10 protein-coding genes are annotated in these 18,918 nt (G+C 39.0%); all 10 read left to right on the forward strand.

Annotation, left to right across the window (positions count from 1 at the left end):
• Positions 1 to 2: 2 nt before the first annotated feature.
• The 10 genes from JL57_RS35790 (at position 3) to JL57_RS27875 (ending at position 18,786) form a co-directional block, all read left to right on the forward strand.
• A complete protein-coding gene (locus tag JL57_RS35790) occupies positions 3 to 1,403 on the forward strand; it encodes a cell wall metabolism sensor histidine kinase WalK (protein ID WP_291300678.1) in 1,401 nt (466 codons plus the stop codon).
• 237 nt (positions 1,404 to 1,640) lie between these two features.
• On the forward strand, positions 1,641 to 3,098 hold the full coding sequence (locus tag JL57_RS27835; protein WP_291300679.1) for an ATP-binding protein: 1,458 nt from the start codon (positions 1,641 to 1,643) through the stop codon (positions 3,096 to 3,098).
• A 386-nt stretch (positions 3,099 to 3,484) separates the two neighbouring features.
• Positions 3,485 to 3,805, forward strand: coding sequence for a nucleoside triphosphate pyrophosphohydrolase (locus JL57_RS27840; protein ID WP_034145153.1), 321 nt, complete (start codon positions 3,485 to 3,487; stop codon positions 3,803 to 3,805).
• Between the two features lie 14 nt (positions 3,806 to 3,819).
• On the forward strand, positions 3,820 to 6,084 hold the full coding sequence (locus JL57_RS27845; protein WP_034145154.1) for a DEAD/DEAH box helicase family protein: 2,265 nt from the start codon (positions 3,820 to 3,822) through the stop codon (positions 6,082 to 6,084).
• Positions 6,085 to 6,351: 267 nt separating this feature from the next.
• Complete coding sequence (locus JL57_RS27850) at positions 6,352 to 8,862, forward strand: DEAD/DEAH box helicase family protein (RefSeq protein WP_034145155.1); 2,511 nt, start codon at positions 6,352 to 6,354, stop codon at positions 8,860 to 8,862.
• A 770-nt stretch (positions 8,863 to 9,632) separates the two neighbouring features.
• Positions 9,633 to 11,735, forward strand: a complete 2,103-nt coding sequence (locus JL57_RS27855) for a hypothetical protein (protein WP_034145156.1) — start codon at positions 9,633 to 9,635, stop codon at positions 11,733 to 11,735.
• Positions 11,732 to 12,460, forward strand: coding sequence for an OmpA family protein (locus JL57_RS27860; RefSeq protein ID WP_034145157.1), 729 nt, complete (start codon positions 11,732 to 11,734; stop codon positions 12,458 to 12,460). Before JL57_RS27855 ends, JL57_RS27860 begins: the two co-directional genes overlap by 4 nt.
• A 37-nt stretch (positions 12,461 to 12,497) precedes the next feature.
• Entirely contained in the window at positions 12,498 to 13,700 is a 1,203-nt protein-coding gene (locus JL57_RS27865) for a hypothetical protein (protein WP_034145158.1), read from the forward strand.
• Between the two features lie 4 nt (positions 13,701 to 13,704).
• Positions 13,705 to 17,214 carry an SNF2-related protein gene (locus JL57_RS27870; RefSeq protein WP_034145159.1) on the forward strand — a complete coding sequence of 1,170 codons (3,510 nt, stop codon included), beginning with the start codon at positions 13,705 to 13,707 and terminating at the stop codon, positions 17,212 to 17,214.
• A 549-nt stretch (positions 17,215 to 17,763) separates the two neighbouring features.
• A complete protein-coding gene (locus JL57_RS27875) occupies positions 17,764 to 18,786 on the forward strand; it encodes a hypothetical protein (RefSeq protein ID WP_034145160.1) in 1,023 nt (340 codons plus the stop codon).
• Positions 18,787 to 18,918 lie beyond the last annotated feature (132 nt).

Genomic DNA, 18,918 nt, shown 5'->3' on the forward strand with positions numbered 1-18,918 from the left:
TTGTGAAGCCGATTAAAAACGCTATTGTTACTCCCTTTGTAATCATGATCACGGTGTTTCCACTCATAACACTGCTATTATTCAATCTCTCGGTAAACTATTATTTAGATCGAAATGCCAGGACTGAACTGCACGGTGTTGTGAAGACCATGGAAGGCGTGGTGAAAAAAGAACTGCCGGATATCCGAAACACTGCCTCGGCAAATTTAGCTGCTCCTTTTGCCAACCTCTACAGAGCTCTGCGCTCTTCTCAATTAGCAGTGAACACTGAGATGCTTTTCTACAGTCGGGATCAGGAACTTTTTTCTCCGCTCAGGGATACAAACAGTTCCGGTAGTTTTATCAACAATCAGTTAATAAAACGACTCAGTGGGAAGCTTCCTTCAATGAAGGATCACCAAGTATATACCATCCGCATCGGGAAAGATAAATACTTTGTCCTGTCATACCCGGTCACAAATGCCGGGAGTCCGGCTGTTATTTTTGTATCCCATGCGGATAAGGAGATCGCCTTAGTCCGTTTTATCAATCTTATTTTAATAAGCATTATGCTGTTCGGAGCCTTACTGGCCGTGTGGCTGGCCCATCGTTTATCAATCCGGATTACACGCCCCGTCGGCGAGCTGTGCAGACTAACCAGAGACATCGGTTCGGGTGACTTCTCCGCTCCGCTTCAGACCAGTAATAATGATATTCTTGAACTGCAGATGCTTAAACAAAGTATTGGTGAGATGTCCGCTAAGCTTGAAGCCTATGATAAATCGCAAAAAGCATTCCTGCAGAATGCTTCTCATGAACTGAAAACTCCTCTTATGTCTATCCAGGGATATGCAGAAGGTGTTATTAACGGGGTGCTTCCCGATGTAAAACATGCCTCCCAAATCATTCACAGCGAAAGCAAACGGCTGGGTTCATTAGTAGAAGAGCTGCTGACACTGTCACGTATTGAAAGCCAGACGTACAGCAAGGAACTCCCCCAAGTTGACTTGGGGAATATCCTCAAGGAATATGTCCAGCGTCTCGACGGCCTTGCAGCAAAACATCAACGTGAACTAGCACTTGTCCTGCCGAATAAGCCTGTATACGTACTGGCGGAGGATACGCTTTTATCACAGGCAGTAATCAACATCGTATCGAATTGCCTGCGTTACGCCAAATCTTCGGTGAGCATAACTTTACTAGAAGCTGGAAATTCCGCAGTCATTCGAATAGCGGATGATGGTGACGGCATACCGGAAGCGGATTTATCCCATATTTTCGAAAGGTTTTATAAGGGTAAAGGAGGAAATTTCGGTCTCGGGTTAGCCATTGCTAAATCTGCTGTAGAGTTTATGGGCGGGAGCATCCGGGCAGATAACGGTCAAACAGGAGCCGTATTCGAAATAACATTACCAAAGCATTAGGTATCTGACCCATTAAGACATAATCAACATAGCTTGGGTTAATTGCCATGAGTTGGATTTATATGACTTTGCCTTGGCAGATATTCCACTTGTGGAAAAGCTAAAGGCAGTTTTGAGCAAGAGGAAAGATAAGCCTTCTTGACATAAAACCTGACATAATGGATAGTATAGTGTTAATAGTTATTGACAAAATGCTTGGTATGATATTTAATTCGGATGAGGTGATGTGCTGTGATCATGTTTACGGATGAGAAACTCTTAAATTTGTTAATTCAATATAATCCATGGTGGAAGGGAGTGCCTATTTCTGAAAAAACAGCACCTCCCCACCATAGGTTTGCCTACTATGAAGCGGAGAAGCTGCTTTTGCACAAGGATCTGCGCAGATTTGTAATACTATCGGGTGCAAGACGAGTGGGAAAAACCACAATCATGTACCAGCTCATACAGAGCCTTCTACAAAAAGGAGTTCCAGCAAGAAACATTGTATATTTGTCTTTTGATAACCCTATCTTAAAGCTCGGTGGTTTTGACGGCGTTTTAAGAGCCTATAAAAATGCCTACCCTACCGAAGAAGAACTCTATTTCTTCTTTGATGAGGTACAATATGCTGAAGACTGGGAGGTATGGATCAAAACACTGTATGATACACATCCCCATTTACGTCTGGTCGCCACTGGCTCTGCAAGCCCAGCGCTTGAAAAAGGTTCAGCAGACAGCGGCGTAGGACGTTGGAGTGTACTGAAAATACCAACCTTATCATTCTATGAATATTGCGATTTGCTGCAAATATCTGTAAGGCCGCAGCTCGGGCAGGGTATTCGGCCAACACAGCTATATAAAATCGATAAAGGTGATTTCAGTGAGCTGATGACCAAGCTTTCGCCACTTCAACAGCATTTCAATCGTTATCTAACGGTGGGGGGATTTCCTGAGCTAGCCCTGTCGAACGATGACATATTTTCCCAAAGAATGCTGCGTGAAGATGTAGTTGATAAAGTCATTAAAAGAGATGTCCTGACATTATTTAATGTCAGAAATCCTCTGCAACTTGAAAAGGTGTTTTTATACCTTTGTATGAAATCCTCCAACATTATAAACATTACAACAATGTCTAAAGAACTCGATGATATGAACAAAGCTACTCTTACAAACTATATTCAGTTTTTGAAAGAGGCGAACTTGATTTATATCAGCGACCCGATTGGGGTTGATGGAAAAGGAATTCTAAAAGGTCGTTCGAAAATCTATGTGGCCGATGCCGCCATACGCAATGCCGTTTTGATGCTGGAGGATGTTATAACTGATCCTAAAGAAATGGGAATTATGGTGGAAACAAGCGTGTATAAGCATATTGCAGCATTCTACTATACAACAAATGCGCAGGTTGGTTATTATCGAAGGCTGAAAGATAACGAAAAAGAAGTTGATGTGGTCGTTGAACTTCCTGCCGGCCGGATTTTGTGTGAAGTGAAATATCGCGAAGATACACATGTCAAAGAAACAGATGCAATTATCGAGCTTGCGAATGATGAACGTGTGAAGGCACAAGGTGCTTTGATCATCACAAAAAGGGCAGAGGATTATGGCGTTACCTCTCATAATACTAGGATACCCGTTGTACGGATACCTGCTTCAGCCTTTTTGTATTTGCTTGGAAATGCGGAAAAAGAGGGATATGCTGCAAAGATGTAGGTTTACCGATGGTCTCTAAGGGGAGTTGATCGCACTCCGGAAGAAAAACAAGAGTGGAAGAAATGGTGAAAAAGCGATTGAGGTAGTTGTTCCTTCGTGATCCCATGTTGAACTTTTAATAAGGAGTATGATATAAATGCACTTCATGCCCATATTTGCCTGGGCTTGGAGTGCTTTGCTTTTCAACTAAAGGATGCGATTTTTGACTGCAAATAAATGTCCGCGATAAGTGATATGATTCAAGCAATATACAAAACCTATGCCAAAATACTTCATAAATAATGCAAAAAGGAACAGTTATTGGCAGGACTTAACAGAATAATGCAGAATTTATGCATATACTCGATAATATGCTCCATTTTTCTATAAAGGATCGTGTGAAAATCATGAGTGTAAAGGTCTACAATAAACTTATTCGTGATAAAATACCCCAAATCATCGAACAAAGTGGAAAACAGGCCATCTTAGAAGAGGTCTCCGGTAAGGAATACCTAGAATTATTAAACGCAAAATTAGGTGAAGAACTTCAGGAATATCTAGACAGCCAGAGTGTTGAAGAACTGGCAGACTTGGTTGAAGTTGTTTATGCGATCTTGGAACATAAAGACGTATCTCTGCAGGACTTCGAAGTTATCAGAAAGCAAAAGGTTGAGGAGAGAGGCGCTTTCCAGGATAAGTTACTGCTTAAAGAAGTTATCGACGATTGAGGGGTTGAATCAAATTGACAGAAAAGATCAAGCAGAAGATCAGCCTGGGCAGTATCGCCGAAGATCTCTTTGTCGAGCTGTTCTGTGATACCTTTGGTCCGGATCAAGCCCAATATCTATTTCTTCAGTATCCGGTCACAGATATTTATGGCAATAGACGCTCCATTGATTTTGCTCTGGAAAGTGAAGATTTAAAAATAGCCATAGAGATCGACGGTGAAACCTATCATAACCCCCATAAGGTTTCTTCTAATAAATATTATGATGACCTTACCAAGCAAAACAGCCTGATCTATCATAACTGGAAGATTTACCGCTGGGTATACAACCAACTGAAGCACCAACCTGAGAAGGTCAAGGACGAGCTGCGGATTTTTGTCGGGGAAATACCCTCCTTTAGAATGTTGGAGGATTATCTGCCTAAGCAAAAGGGCAAGGTCATTGAACTACGCGAGCATCAACAAGCTGCTTTAGACAGCCTGCAGACCATGCGTGATCAAGGAGAGAGTATCGCTCTGCTTTATCATGCTACGGTCACTGGGAAAACTGTGACCGCAGTCAGCGATGCCAAACGAGTCGGGAAAAAAACTCTGTTTTTAGCCCATACCAAAGAACTAATCACCCAGGCTAAAGGCACGTTTGAAGAACTTTGGGATCAGGCGGAGACAGGCCTCTATGTTGCTGAAGAAAAAGCGAAAGACGCTTATATTGTTTGCAGCAGTATTCAGAGTGTTGCCAGAAATCTAGAACGGTTTAAACCGGATGACTTTAGCTATATCATCGTCGATGAATGCCATCATGGAACGGCAGATACTTATAGGAAGGTTTTGAGTTATTTCAGACCTGAATTTACTCTGGGGCTTACGGCTACCCCGGACAGAGCAGATGGCGAGAGTATCCTGGAGGACTTTAAAAATGTGGCTCATAAACTGGATTTGCAGCAAGCCGTTGAGTTAGGGGAACTTGTTCCGATCAGATGTATCCGGGTCAAGACCAATGTCGATCTCTCCACGGTGAGAATCAATGGCATAAAATATTACGCTCAGGACTTAGAAAGCAAACTCTTTGTGCCGGAAAGAAATAAGCTTATTGCAGAAACCTATTTGAATTATGTTAGGGATAAGAAAACCGTGGTTTTCTGTGCTTCCGTACACCATGCTCATGAGATTTCTATCTTGTTTAAGCAAAAGGGAATTAATTGTGAGGCTGTTTCCGGTTCTATGAAGTCTGCGGAAAGGACACGGATTTTAGATCTGTACCAAAATGGGGATATCCAAGTCTTGTGTGCTTGTGACCTTTTGAATGAGGGCTGGGATAGTCCTAAAACAGAGGTTTTGTTCATGGCCAGGCCGACGCTTAGCAGAAGACTGTATGTTCAGCAACTGGGCCGAGGGATGCGCAAGTGCGCAGGTAAGGACTACCTGATGGTCTTTGATTTTATTGATAATGCCGGCTTATTTAACATGCCCTATTCTCTGCACAGGATGTTTAACCTGAAGGAATATAGGGTGGGAGAGTACGTTGTTGCTTCCCAGAAACAGTTTGAGTTGGACAGAGATTTAATCGCCAGAGGAGAAAAACCTTCTGTTTTTCTGGATTTCCCGGTGAATGTTGCGGATTACGAGCTGATTGATCTATTCAATTGGCAGGATGAAGTGAAAGGGATGATATCTCAGCTGGAGTTCGTGAGGATGGTTGATGTGCAAACAGAAACCATTGAACGGTATCTGCGTGAAGGAAAGATAACCCCTGATTTAGAGGTACCCTTCGGGGATAAACGGAGTTTTAAATACTTTAAGGAAGCAACCGTAGAGAGCTATGCTAAGCAGTATGGCTGGGAGCTGATCAATCCTGCCAATATGAAAGATAAGTTTATGGACATGGTCAGGACTATGGATATGAGTTTTTCCTATAAACCGGTACTGCTCAAAGCCATGCTTGAGCATGTGGACGAAAACGGAAGAGTTAGGGTCGAGGACATCGTTAATTACTTCATGGATTTTTATAGCATTAGAAAAGAGAGAGGGCTAGTGGTTGAGAAGAACTCCAGTCTGTATTGTAAAGACGGATATACGAGAAAGGATGTCGAGAGAAATATCTTTAGCAATCCCTTTAAGCGGTTTGAGGATATGCGATTTATGAGTCGGTGCCGGGATATTGGGTATGTGGAGTTTAATCGGCATGTTTGGAAGAAGCTGACGGGGGAGGAGAATGCGTGGATTGTTGGGCGGTGTGATGAGAAGTTGGAGGAGTATTATGGGAGGATGTTTTCAAAATGACTATATTAATTGCTATGGCATGAATCTTCAAATGCATAATTGCAACGATCTCGGGCGAGCGAATTACTATTCTAGTCATTTGTTTAATCTACCAATAAATGAAATCGCTTGCTAAGAAGGTAATAGTAAATTGTTTCCTCGTACCAAGTACGTTGGTGTTTACTTCATTGTAAGTTAGTTACAGCTATGTATATGCAAGAGTTGAATTTAGGCAAATTCCAATATCACATCGATTGAGAAAGAGTGGGCTAAAAGGAGATGTTTTAAGTGGTTGATTTTAAGAAAAGACTAGGAAAAAGAGAACTCGCCAGAATTGTGCATCCCTGTGAAATTTATGAAACTTTGGATAGGGCAAGTGACAAAGGTCCACTGAGGCCTGTGCAAGAGCAAATTTTACAGCAGTGGTATAACGAATTTGCACAGCAAAAAGATGTAATACTCAAACTACATACTGGCCAAGGTAAAACATTAATTGGTTTGTTAATTCTTCAATCTCGAATAAATCAGGATACTGGTCCTGCAATATATTTATGCCCAGATAATTATCTTGTAGAGCAAACCTGCAAACAAGCCGAAAGTTTTGGAATCAATTATTCTGCAAACGAAAGAGAATTACCCGATATCTTTATTGACGGGAAAGCGATATTAATAACGACTGTGAAGAAGCTATTTAATGGTGAGACTAAATTTAAACTTGGCGCTAAATCCATTAAAGTTGCTACTGTCTTAATGGATGATGCCCATGCATGTATAGACAGTATAAAAGACTCATTTACGATTTCCTTAAAAAAGAATGTACAGGCTTATCAAGATTTATTAACATTATTTGGTCCTGAACTCGAAAAGCAGGGTATAGGTACATATGCAGACATCAAGAACAATGAATATGATGCGTTTTTAGGCGTACCTTACTGGGATTGGCAAGATAAGGTTACTGAAGTTGCAAGAGTATTATCGGCTAACCGAAACCTTAATGAGATAAGATTTGTTTGGCCATTATTGAAGAACATACTTAGAGACTGCAGGTGTATTATCTCAGGAGAAAGTTTAGAGATTTCACCTTATGTACTACCTCTAGGAATATTTGGATCATACGGGAATGCGCAACATAGAATTTTTATGTCAGCAACAATAAATGATGATTCTTTCTTTATTAAGGGTCTAGGATTAGATGCTAAAACAGTCGCTAATCCTCTTTGTATAAAAAATGAGAAATGGTCCGGAGAAAAAATGATACTAATTCCTTCCTTAATCGATGGTTCACTTGAGCGATCCGAAATTGTTAATCTCGTAGCTAAACCTAGAAATGATGCGAAGTTTGGCATAGTTGTCATGGTACCAAGCTTTAAAGGGACTCAAGATTGGAAGGAATATGGTAGTATTATTGCGGATAAAACTTCAATTTATCACGAAATTGAAAAGCTCAAAAACAAGGACTTTGAAAAAACACTTGTTATTGTTAATAGGTATGATGGGATAGACCTACCCGATTATACCTGCAGGATACTAGTTATTGATTCTAAACCCTTTTCAGAATCACTTGAGGATAGATTTATGGAGCTATGTCGTAGTACAAGTGAGATTATCGCAATAAAACAAGCACAAATTATTGAACAAGGTCTTGGTAGAGGAGTAAGAGGTGAAAAGGACTATTGTGTTATTCTTTTAATTGGTACTGAAATCGTTAAGATCATACGGAGCAAAGACACGAGAAAACACTTTTCTCAGCAGACTAACACTCAAGTGGAAATAGGCTTACAGATAGCCGACTTTGCCAAAGAGGATATAAAGAATGGAATTTCACCAAGTAAGGCATTAGCAAATTTAATGAATCAATCTTTAAAGAGGGATGAAGGTTGGAAAGAATTCTATATTGAAAATATGGACGAGATGATTTTAAGTGAAACCTCAAAGATTCTGGAAATATTCGAAGCAGAAAGAAGAGCGGAAAGAGAATACACAGAGGGAAATAGTACTGAAGCTTGTAATATTATTCAGAAGCTAATAGATACACATATTACAACAAATGAAGAAAAAGGCTGGTATCTTCAAGAAATGGCGAGATACACATATTCAATTTCAATAAGTCAAGCAAATGAATATCAAATTTCTGCACATAAGAAGAATATTTATCTCTTTAAACCTAAAGAAGGGATGTCGATAACTAAGATATCCTCAGTAAGTCTTAGAAGAATTGAAAATATTATCTTATGGCTTCAATCCTTTGAAACCTTTGAAGAGCTAAAGATCCAGATCGACAGTATTTTAGGTCACCTTAGGTTTGGAGTAGAAGCGGAACGTTTCGAAAAAGCAGTTGATGATTTAGCGAAGGCCTTAGGTTTTGTTAGCCAACGCCCTGATAAAGAATGGAATGAAGGCCCCGATAATTTATGGAAAGTACGTGATAACGAGTACTTTTTAATTGAATGTAAGAGTAAAGTGAGCACGAATAGAAAGGAAATATTTAAGGATGAGACGGGTCAAATGAATAACGCTTGTGCTTGGTTCGCAAAAACGTATGGAGATGCACTTGTCAAAAGAATAATGATTATTCCTACTAAAAAGATAAGTCACGCGGCAGGATTTAATCTTAACGTTGAAATCATGAGGGAGAATAGGTTGAATCATCTTACTTCAAATGTTAATAAATTTTTTATGGAGTTTAAGAATCTTGACTTAAGGGATCTTTCTGGTAAAAAAGTTCAGGAATATTTAATACTACACAAATTAACAGTGGATGATTTGTTAGGCTCATATTCAGAGATACCAAAAAATTAGTAGTAACCATTTAGGAACCGATACTTCACGCTATACATTCCTAGCATGGCTATAAAATTAGCGCATCAGTTAAAGCAATCATCGGCGTAACTTGCTCGGGTTGGTTCCTTGTGTTTTCCCAGAGCCACCAGAATCTGATCGAAAGTATAAGAACAATATTAGTCTAGTGGAGAGTCCGTCGCAAATCGGCCCAAAGGCTTATCCACAAAATTGATCTTCAAGAACTGATAGTCCAGTAAGTCCATCAGTTCTTTGTTCAAGAGGTGTTGATTGAAACAAACCGCGCCTTTTTACATTCCTAAGCAAAGTGTAAGTTCGAAGTGTCATTAAATTTCGAGATTTTGAAAGATTTGGTATCCGTGGAAGGAATAGCAGAAATTTCGGCGAAAAAGAAAGGTATGACTCTAAATGTTGTCCGATTCTCATCACGATAACAATGTATAGGGAGATTAACAGTGCATTTGAACCGATACAAATTACCCCCTTTACTGGGAATCAGATATCTGTTATTGGCGTTATTGATGTAGCAAAAACTTTTGAAGAAAGCCCGAATCATTTGCGATTGTCAAGAAAAAAGTGAGCCAAGTGAAGTTTGCGTTCGATTTATTAGCAGTTGTGTGGGTCAAGTGGTGACTATGATTCACAAAATTATGTCTGAGTTTCGTGGTAGAATTTACCTTGAGATAAGGCTGTGTGAGTTTCAAGTCAAATAAAATAATTAAGTGATGATATTGTAAAATTTTAGCACTAGTTTATAGGAGGCATCTATATTGATTCAAAAGGTACGCAATTTTCCAATGACTATTTATCTAATCATGTTTTCAGCGGTATTATTTTTCTACTTTTATCCCCCTGTAAGTTTTATTATTTCTGACATTAACGCAAGTCAACTTGGTAACAAAGTAATCCTCATCATTTTTTTTGTTTGTATGGCCAGCATAACGACTTATTCTTTATTCATATTTGATAAGTCCAGCAAAAGAAACCTTAAACTATTCAAAGATGTTTTAGGAAAACTTGAATCAAGGCCAACCCTAGATTTTCAAGGTGATGTATATAAGGTGCGTACCCTGTTCTCACATTCTGTACTTAGTGCTGTTTGGGATAAGTACGAAAACACGATTCGACGCATAGAGTCCGGAAGCTCAGACGATGGTGAAGTAAGAGTAAAATATTATTCAACGATAGAGTCAAACTGCTTTTTCAATGAAGAAGTAGTCTATAGCAATTTATCTTATTTCAAGTTTATCAACTACGCACCCCAGTTGCTGACGGCCTTGGGTATATTTGGGACCTTTCTTGGCTTGGTTATAGGACTTCTCGGTGTGGATTTTAATGATGTAACGAATACAACAAATAGTATTAAACTTCTTCTAAATGGAGTTCAAATCTCCTTTCGAACCAGTATCTATGGCATTGCATTTTCTTTAATATTGACCGTGTATCAGAAAATTCTACTGGGTAATCAAGAGTCGTTAATCGTCAAAATTAGTGATAAAATCGATTCGATTTTTCCTATGAATACACAAGCCGATGGGATTAATCAACTCCATGTTGAACTTGAAAAACAAACTGCTTCTATCCAAAGGATGGGGACTGAAATCGCAGAGTCTGTTGCGAATAAGTTCGAATCATCTTTGCAAAACACCTTAGGACCCACGCTAGAGAAGTTTTCTCAAACCACGGAACAACTTATTGAGATTGTCAAAAATAGTAATCAATCCACAATCGCATCCTTAGTGGATAACATTGGAACGATAATTTCTAGCTCTACAAGTCAAGAGCTAGAACGACTTCAATCTACGATCGGAACTATGGCGGAGCGTAATGAAAGTTTATTATCAGAGTTTGAAAAAACAATCCAAACGTTACAATCTCTCGTAGAAAGTCAAAAGTCGGTCGTTTCGGAAACTAATCTGTCTGCAAATAGTACTAAGCAGATGAATGAGAATACTTCATTGCTTGCGGGGGAGCTTGTCAATATCATAAGTGGTTTAAACAACTTTGCCAGTGTTCAGCAGGATTCCTATGATGGGCATTTGGAGCTTGTGAAGAATGTCAGAGAGACACTCGAACAGCAAGACAAGTCAATGGCGCTATTTAAGGAAACCGTACAGCAAACAGTCTATTCGGCTGAAGTACAAAAACATGCTAATGAAAAATTATCGGTTACTGTTGGTAAACTGGATGAGTTCAATAACAACTTTCAAAGTGTTTTAGATAGTATAAAGAAGAGCGTGGGTGAATTCGAAGGAGCAAGCGAAACTATTTGTAATAAATTTAACGATACCATGGCAAACCTCGGGATGACTCATGCCAGCATTGGTTCGTCGATGGAGGGACTGACAACGGGTCTGAATCAGGCCATTAAGAGTCTTGATGTAATTGTTTCGAACGATTTACGAGAAATTAACGATCAGTACGTGGTCGTAGTGAAGAATTTAAACGGATTTAGTGAGAAGTCGGATAAGCTAGTTGAGCAACTGGCAATCTTTACGGATACAAACCAAGGGTATGTTCAGCTTTGGGGAGATTATAAAGAGAGTTTTGATAATCTCAATCAAGAAATTAACAAAGGTGTTGTTGATTATACTTCAAATGTCAGACAAGGCTTGCAGAACTTATTTAAAGATTATGATGATCACATTTCTAAGGTGCTCGGTGAGTTCAAGGCAACGATTGAGAACTTCGGGAACTCAATTGAGGAACTTAATGAGATCTTAGATGAGAAGAACTTAGAAGGAATGCATCAAAAGACATCCAAGATCATTCAGGATGGAAATACGGTGTTGAAAGCTTTCGTGGGTAAAATGGACGAGCTTAAAGAAGTATATCAACAACAAATGGCTGCAGTTAGGATGACAAGTCGATGAGTGGTAGACGCTTAAGGAAAGTTAAAAAGCATGACGAAGAAATAACCTACTGGTTATCCTTTAGCGATTTAATGTCTAGTTTGTTAATTATTTTTCTACTAGTTTCTGTTTATATGCTTCTTGATTATAAAAAAGCTGCCGCTCAGGCTGTTGCTGTGAGCAACGAATTACAAGATGCGAGATCTGAACTTGAAAAATTCACTTCTATTAATGATGATATTATTAAAAAGATCAAAGAAGAGTTTGGCGATTCTCTTTATATCGATGATACTGGTACCTTAACTTTACAAAGTGACTTGTTATTTGATAGTGGAAAAAGTGAATTGAAGGCTGTGGGTAAGGAGTTTATCCGTAAAAATATGCCGCGTTATTTTGGTATTCTTTTGAAGGACCCAGAAATTAGAAGCAATATTGCCAAGATCATCATTGAAGGATATACCGATGACTTAGGAGATTATCATTATGGTTTAGATCTTAGCCATGATAGAGCCTTAAGTGTCTACACTTTTATTTACAATGATCCTGAATTTGCTGGTTATAGGGAGGATCTTAAAAATTACATTATTTTAACGGGAAGAAGTGAGACGGGCTTTCTGAAGCAGATGCAAGATGAGAGTGTTGAGGATTGGAGAGCCCGAAATCGACGGGTTGAAATTAAGTTTGAATTAAAATATCAAGAGATTTTTGAATATCTCAAGAAAAGCTTAGACAAAGAGAAGATATAAGTATGGAAGAATTAATAACCTCTAATGGGGTGGCAGTATGACAATTGAGTACTATCAATTTGAGTTTGCACGATTCAAGCCTAAAAAACTTGAACGATTGGCTCGATTCGTTTCGTTGGATACCTTCAATATAGCACCTGATTCCTATAAACTCGATAGGCTAAAGGATAAACTGCGTAGCGAAGGAGAGGAACTAAGAAGCAGTGAAATCAAGTTTCTATGCTTCTTTGCGAATTCACTCAAACAAGAGGGACTGTTTTCCAAATTCGGTCATGTTTGCCATAAGTGCTTTACAAAAGGTTCAAGATTTTATTATCATGTTAAAGGATTATTATCCTCTTACTATGATAATTTTACCGATCCCGAACTTTATAAACTACTTCAACTCGCAATAGTTCAAAACAGCGTTTGGAAAGAGCCATTGACGCACGTTAAAGATATAGTGCTTGGATGCCAAGACACTACGTCTTTTATACAGGCTCTATACCGGCCCTTTAAAGGTTGCCTGAGTTTTGCAGAAATACAGAACGTTAAGCATCAATACTATATGAATGATAACCATGTCATATTTCAAAGTATCCTATTGAGGATACTGGATGCTAAGGTCGTAGCGCTGAAATGCGATGAGGATTTTGACTTCGTTAGGGAAATAACAGATTCATATAAAGAAATTAATGTTATTAAACCCTCCTTCGAAAAGTTCCTATTAACCCAAAGCGCTACACAATACTTTGATGATCAGCCGGCACAGCTTGAAGAAATGTTTAAATTGATTGGTAATAAACTCGGAGACGCTTATGGGGTGCTATCGCGAAACAAGTGGCAAGGGATAAGTGAAGAAGCTAAGCGAGTCTTTACCCTTTGGAAAACGCAGAAGAATATCAAATATTTGTTTGGTGATATCGCGGGGGATCAGATACGTTTGAATTTCTGGAAGAAGTACTCTCATTACGTTTATAGGATTGAGTACAACGAGAAATATGATGGTGCAATCTTAATGGAGACAAAAGAACATTTATTTATTGAATTTGCTAAGATGGGTGCGATGCACATGTATTATTTGAAAAACCTTAGTATAGATCAAGTTAATCGAGATTCGAAGGTCTATGGTAAAACGGCAATGATTGCAAGGCTAAAAAACAAAGCCATTGCGGAGATACACTTAAAACATCAGGGTTATTATTGGCCGGAATTGTTTGAGACGGAGTTTCGATATTATCACTATGAAATGAGGAAGTGATACAGTGAGGTTCGGTTTAGAACGGCTAAAATCAATGCTTAAAGCAAATAAAGAACGAAGCTTAACTCTTGATTACTCAGATTCAAGTGTTCTTCGCATCTATCTTCAGGAAAATGGTCTAAATATCTCTTTTCAAGGTGCCGATGACAACATTCATTTGCTTGTCAATATGTCCAATGCATCTTTGGCGGAGGATAAGATTTGTTTAGTAATCCCTTATGAAAATATGTATGAGTTTTACTTCGATGAGGAAGGCAACCCTATTGAAGATTATCGATCTTTAAATTTACCTGCGCTATTTGATGGATTTATCTATATCGAAAATAATGGCAACTTTGTCGAAGATGATCGTGTTACATATAACTTTCAATTTAAGGACGGCCGGGAGCATGATATTAAACGATTTAGGGAAAATATTGTTCTCGTAGATGGCTCAGAAAGATTACTGTCCCCCGAGATGTATGACTGTTTAAAACTTGTCACAAAGTATAATCAAGATGAAAGGCTCAGTAACAATATTGCTTCCCAGTTTGAACTATTAGCATCTATAAAAGATTTTGCGGAACGAACTAACTTAGCGTTAAATCATCGTTTGAGTATTGAAGGTAAACCCGTCATAGTGGATAAAATCAAATTAGATTTCAACAAAACTCCCCGGGGTTTAGAAATTATGCCTGTTATTGCGGGCAAGGACGAGGAGTTTAATAGCTCATTTGTGTCGGCCTTCGATAAATATGCAGAAATCAAGAATTTCTATACGGTTAAAGAAAATGGTAAAGACGTAAAAGTTATTATTAAAAATAAGGACTCAGCAAAGAAGGTTAAACAAAACCGTTTACTTACTGGTGAGAAGGAGCAAGATTTTTATAGAGGCCAAAACGAGTTGCTTGAAGATGAGAATTTTGACCTTTCGGAATACGGCCCTAGAGTAAAGGGGTTGGGTTACCTTAATTATCGAGCCGTTGCCTCACCATCTAATAATAGTGATGAAAGTTGGTTTGACTTTTCTCAAGCGTATCAGACACCTTCGCTCTATACAGATGAACTGGTTCATCCTTGGCGGCCGGAAGATAGAGAGATACTCCAGGAAAAACTCGTTGCAATGGACAGAGATCAAAGAAACCTTTCGGAACTTGAACTCCAAAATGAAGGAGAAGTATTTAAGGTCCAGCTAACTCGCGAGCAGCTCATCGATGAGATAACCAAAATAAGCGATGCGTTTATCGATCCGAGCCAAATTAAGAGTATTAAAGATTTAAAGGAAATTAAAGAGAAATGTGAAGCTAACTCGGATCAGCGGTTTATTGAACACAAGGGAAGATTTATAAAAAATTACGGCAAACAAGAAATCGAGCGACAGATTGAGCGATTAACGGAGGAATTAAAGCGCCCTAAGAGTAAACAAAAAGATCCTATGCTCTTGATTAAAGATAATCTTACAGAACTCGAACACACTGAAGGCAAACCCGCTCCGCAATCAGAATCGGCTTCTATACCCTATGAAAACCCAGCAAGCTTACAAATTAATCTTTATGAGCATCAGACAGAAGGGGTTCATAAATTACAGTCGCTATATCATACCTCATCAACGAATGGTTTTTTATTAGCTGATGATATGGGATTAGGTAAAACAATTCAAATTCTAACCTTCCAAGCCTGGCTCAAGGCAAGAGGGACAATTTCACCTAGCTTAATTGTTGCACCCACTACGCTTATTAATATTTGGGATAATGAAGATCCTAATCAGATTGGTGAAATCCAAAAGTTCTTCCGACCCCAGACGTTTAAAACATATAAGATCCAGGGGATTAAAAGGGATTCCTCACGCGAACTTGAAACTATCCGCCGTTGTGATCTGGTATTTATTACCTATGAATCACTGAGATTAAATCACCTCTGGCTCGGCAAAGTTCATTGGAAATGCATTGTTTGTGACGAGATTCAAGCAGTAAAAAATCCTAAAACTTTGGTAAGCGTGGCCCTGAAAGCACAAAATGGAGACTTTAAAATTGCCTGTAGTGCCACACCCATTGAAAATACAACAGAAGACCTATGGAACATTATGGATTTTGCGGTGCCCGGCGTTCTGGGATCCTTGAATCAATTTAAGCGTCAGTTTGTAAAGCCAATCGATACTTTGAGACCCGACCAAAATGACGAAAGAAAAACAATTAATGATATCTTGGTACAAAAGATTGGGAATAACTTTCTCAGAAGGAGCAAAGAGGATAAGCTAAAAGATCTCCCCAATAAAAAAGTAGTAGTCCAATTAATCGAAGCCAGTGACCAGGAATCGAAGCGCATCGCGGAGATTAACAGACTTAGGCAGCAAGGGGAGCCCTCCTTGCCACTCATTCAGAAATTAATAGCGAGTTGTGGTCATCCAAAGATAGATTCAAACATTGATGTGAATCGTATTTCTCCAAAGGATTTGATCGCGGAATCCTCTAAACTTGCTTATCTAAAAGAGATATTGGACCCAATTCGTGCCAAAAATGAAAAAGCGATTATCTTTACTATGTTTCGACAGATGCAAGTAATTCTATTTAAGGCTTTAAACTATTGGTACGGAATTCAACCCAATATATTGAATGGTACCCTATCCCCAGATAAACGATCACATATGTTAAGCGCTTATAGAAAAAGCAACGGCTTTGATGTCATTATACTTTCCCCTTTGGCAGCGGGGGTAGGGATTACCTTAACTGAAGCAAATCATGTGATCCATTATACGAGATTATGGAATCCGGCCAAGGAGGCACAGGCAACGGACCGTGTCTACCGAATAGGTCAAACCGAGGATGTGCATGTGTATTATCCTATGTTAAGTTTTGAAAGCACGTCAACGATCAAGTTTGAAACTGAGAACAAATATCTGGAATATTTTCTCAAAGAAAAAACAATAGGAAAAACACCCGACGAAAAGTTAAATAGACTATTAGTCAAGAAGAAAAATATGTTGAATAACTTTTTCCTTGCAGCGGGCAATCCCAAAGCAGATATCATCGAAGATTGGGAGGAGGAAGTATCGAATCCTCATCAATTGACGTTGAACAACATTGACCGTCTTTTAAAGCCAAGCGAATTCGAAGCTGCCTGTAGTGTATTGTACAAAAAGCTTGGATATCATACTTTCCTTACAGTTAGTAGTGGGGATTTTGGTGTGGATGTGGTAATCGAAAAAGGTGGTAAATACGGACTTATTCAATCAAAGATGGTCAAGGAACTGACACGAAGTGCTTTAGATGAAGTTAATGGTGCTAAGAACATCTATGCTAGTCAGCTAGGTGTTAATATCGACGAATTAATTGTAATAAGCACGGCCGAAAGGATAACGGATTCAATCAAATTCTCAGCAGAACAAAATAAGATATCAGTTATCTTACAAAACGATTTGGAAAAGCTCTTCACTGAAAATCCGATATTTTACGGTGAGGTAGAAAATGAAGCTAAGGATAGATTTTCCTTAGAACACTTAAAAAGAGAACTGGTGTGCAACGGAGAGACACGATAATCATTGTCAGACATAAGAGGATAATACTAACCGGAATGTCGCCCACTGGTCGTTTGTTCCACGTAATTACCAGGTACATCTCTTTAATTAACCACCAATTAAGTAAAACGGATATTAAGTCTTGTGCCTTTTCTGTTGGTCCGAGATTGGTAGGTGTATCATAGGGAGGTTCTCGTTCTTTGTCCGGCAGTACCTTTAACTATGTCTAAGAAAGACTTGAGAATGATAAATATATGAACTGGTAAATCCTTGACTTTGAGGTGTTTCATGAAAGAGTCGGATCTTAAAAAGGTTATAATATATACTGATGGTGGTTGTGTCAGCAATCCCGTACTCGGCGGAACAAACTTCTGGAATGTCGCAGGAATTTCGCAGGGACGGGGATACTGGCAACTCTTTCTGTGTTGTCAGTATCCCCGTCCCTGCGACACTGTTAAAAAACGCAGTAAGTCCATATGACTTAGAAAAGAAGGGATTGAGTTTGGCCACTTCTGGAAGATCAGCGACAAGAACAAGATAGATACAATTAACAAAGCGGGGGTGTTATTTATGGCTAAGAATTATGAAATTACAGAGTTTACGGTAGAAAGTCTTTATGTTAACCCTGATAATGCTCGTTATATTAATGCCGATGAGCTTCCAGACGAAATTGCTGCAATTAAACAACTAGTTAAAATGTATCAATCCGACATTTCAAAATTAGCAGAAGACATCTCTCTAAAAGGTCTTAACCCAAATGAATTACCTGTTATCATCCCAGGCCCAGATGATGATAATAAATATTTAGTTATGGATGGAAACCGAAGAATTACAAGTATTAAACTGATGACTCAATATAAAGATAGACTAGAGGAGCTAGGGCTTTCTCCTGCTTCTAGAAGATTTTTTCAGAATCTTCAATGCGATATTAAAGTCGTGACCTGCGTATTGTTTGAGAAGGAAGATCGCCGAGTTAACGATCTTCTTGAAAAATTACACACCTCGAAGCCTGGAATCAGTCAAAAAAAATGGGACCCTCAAGCTCAAGATCGTCATCAGTTTAAGAATGGTGGCATCACAAAACGATTAGCAATTATCGAAATGCTGCGTTCATCTGACTACACATCATCTGAAGCAAGAAATGCTCTTAACCAAGGTGGTTGGACTTCCAAATTAAAGCGGTTTGCAGAGTACGAGGCTTCTTTCTTTGGAATAGGGTTTGATAAAGAAAATAACATCATCCTGTTTCTTGAAGAAAAGGAAGTGATGAAAGGGTTAAGCCAGCTTGTTATAGACCTGATGGCTCAGGTTGGTTTTCTTAAGGGATATTCGGTGCAGCAGGAACGGGAAAGCCTGATGGCTGCAGCGTTTGGAAGATTGTCTTTGGCGAATTCCAGGCGATGGATTCGTTTTATGCAGACGATCTTACCTCAGATCCAGTTAGGTAAAGGTGCTTTGTTACATCCGTTGACCATGCTGGAAAGATCCATGCTCATGATGGTCTACTATACCATATGGGGTAAGGGACTGGGTGATCTGGGCAATAGGTTTTCTTCTATAGAAGAGGGGCTATATTGGGCCATTAATGATTAACGACTTTTCCAAGAACTAATGGACTTACTAGACTATCAGTATTTGAAGATCGATTTTGTAGATAAGCCTTTGGACCGGTTTGGGACGGTCTATCCGCTGGATTTATATTGTTCTTATACCTTTGATCAGATT

Source organism: Desulfosporosinus sp. BICA1-9, assembly GCF_000802135.1.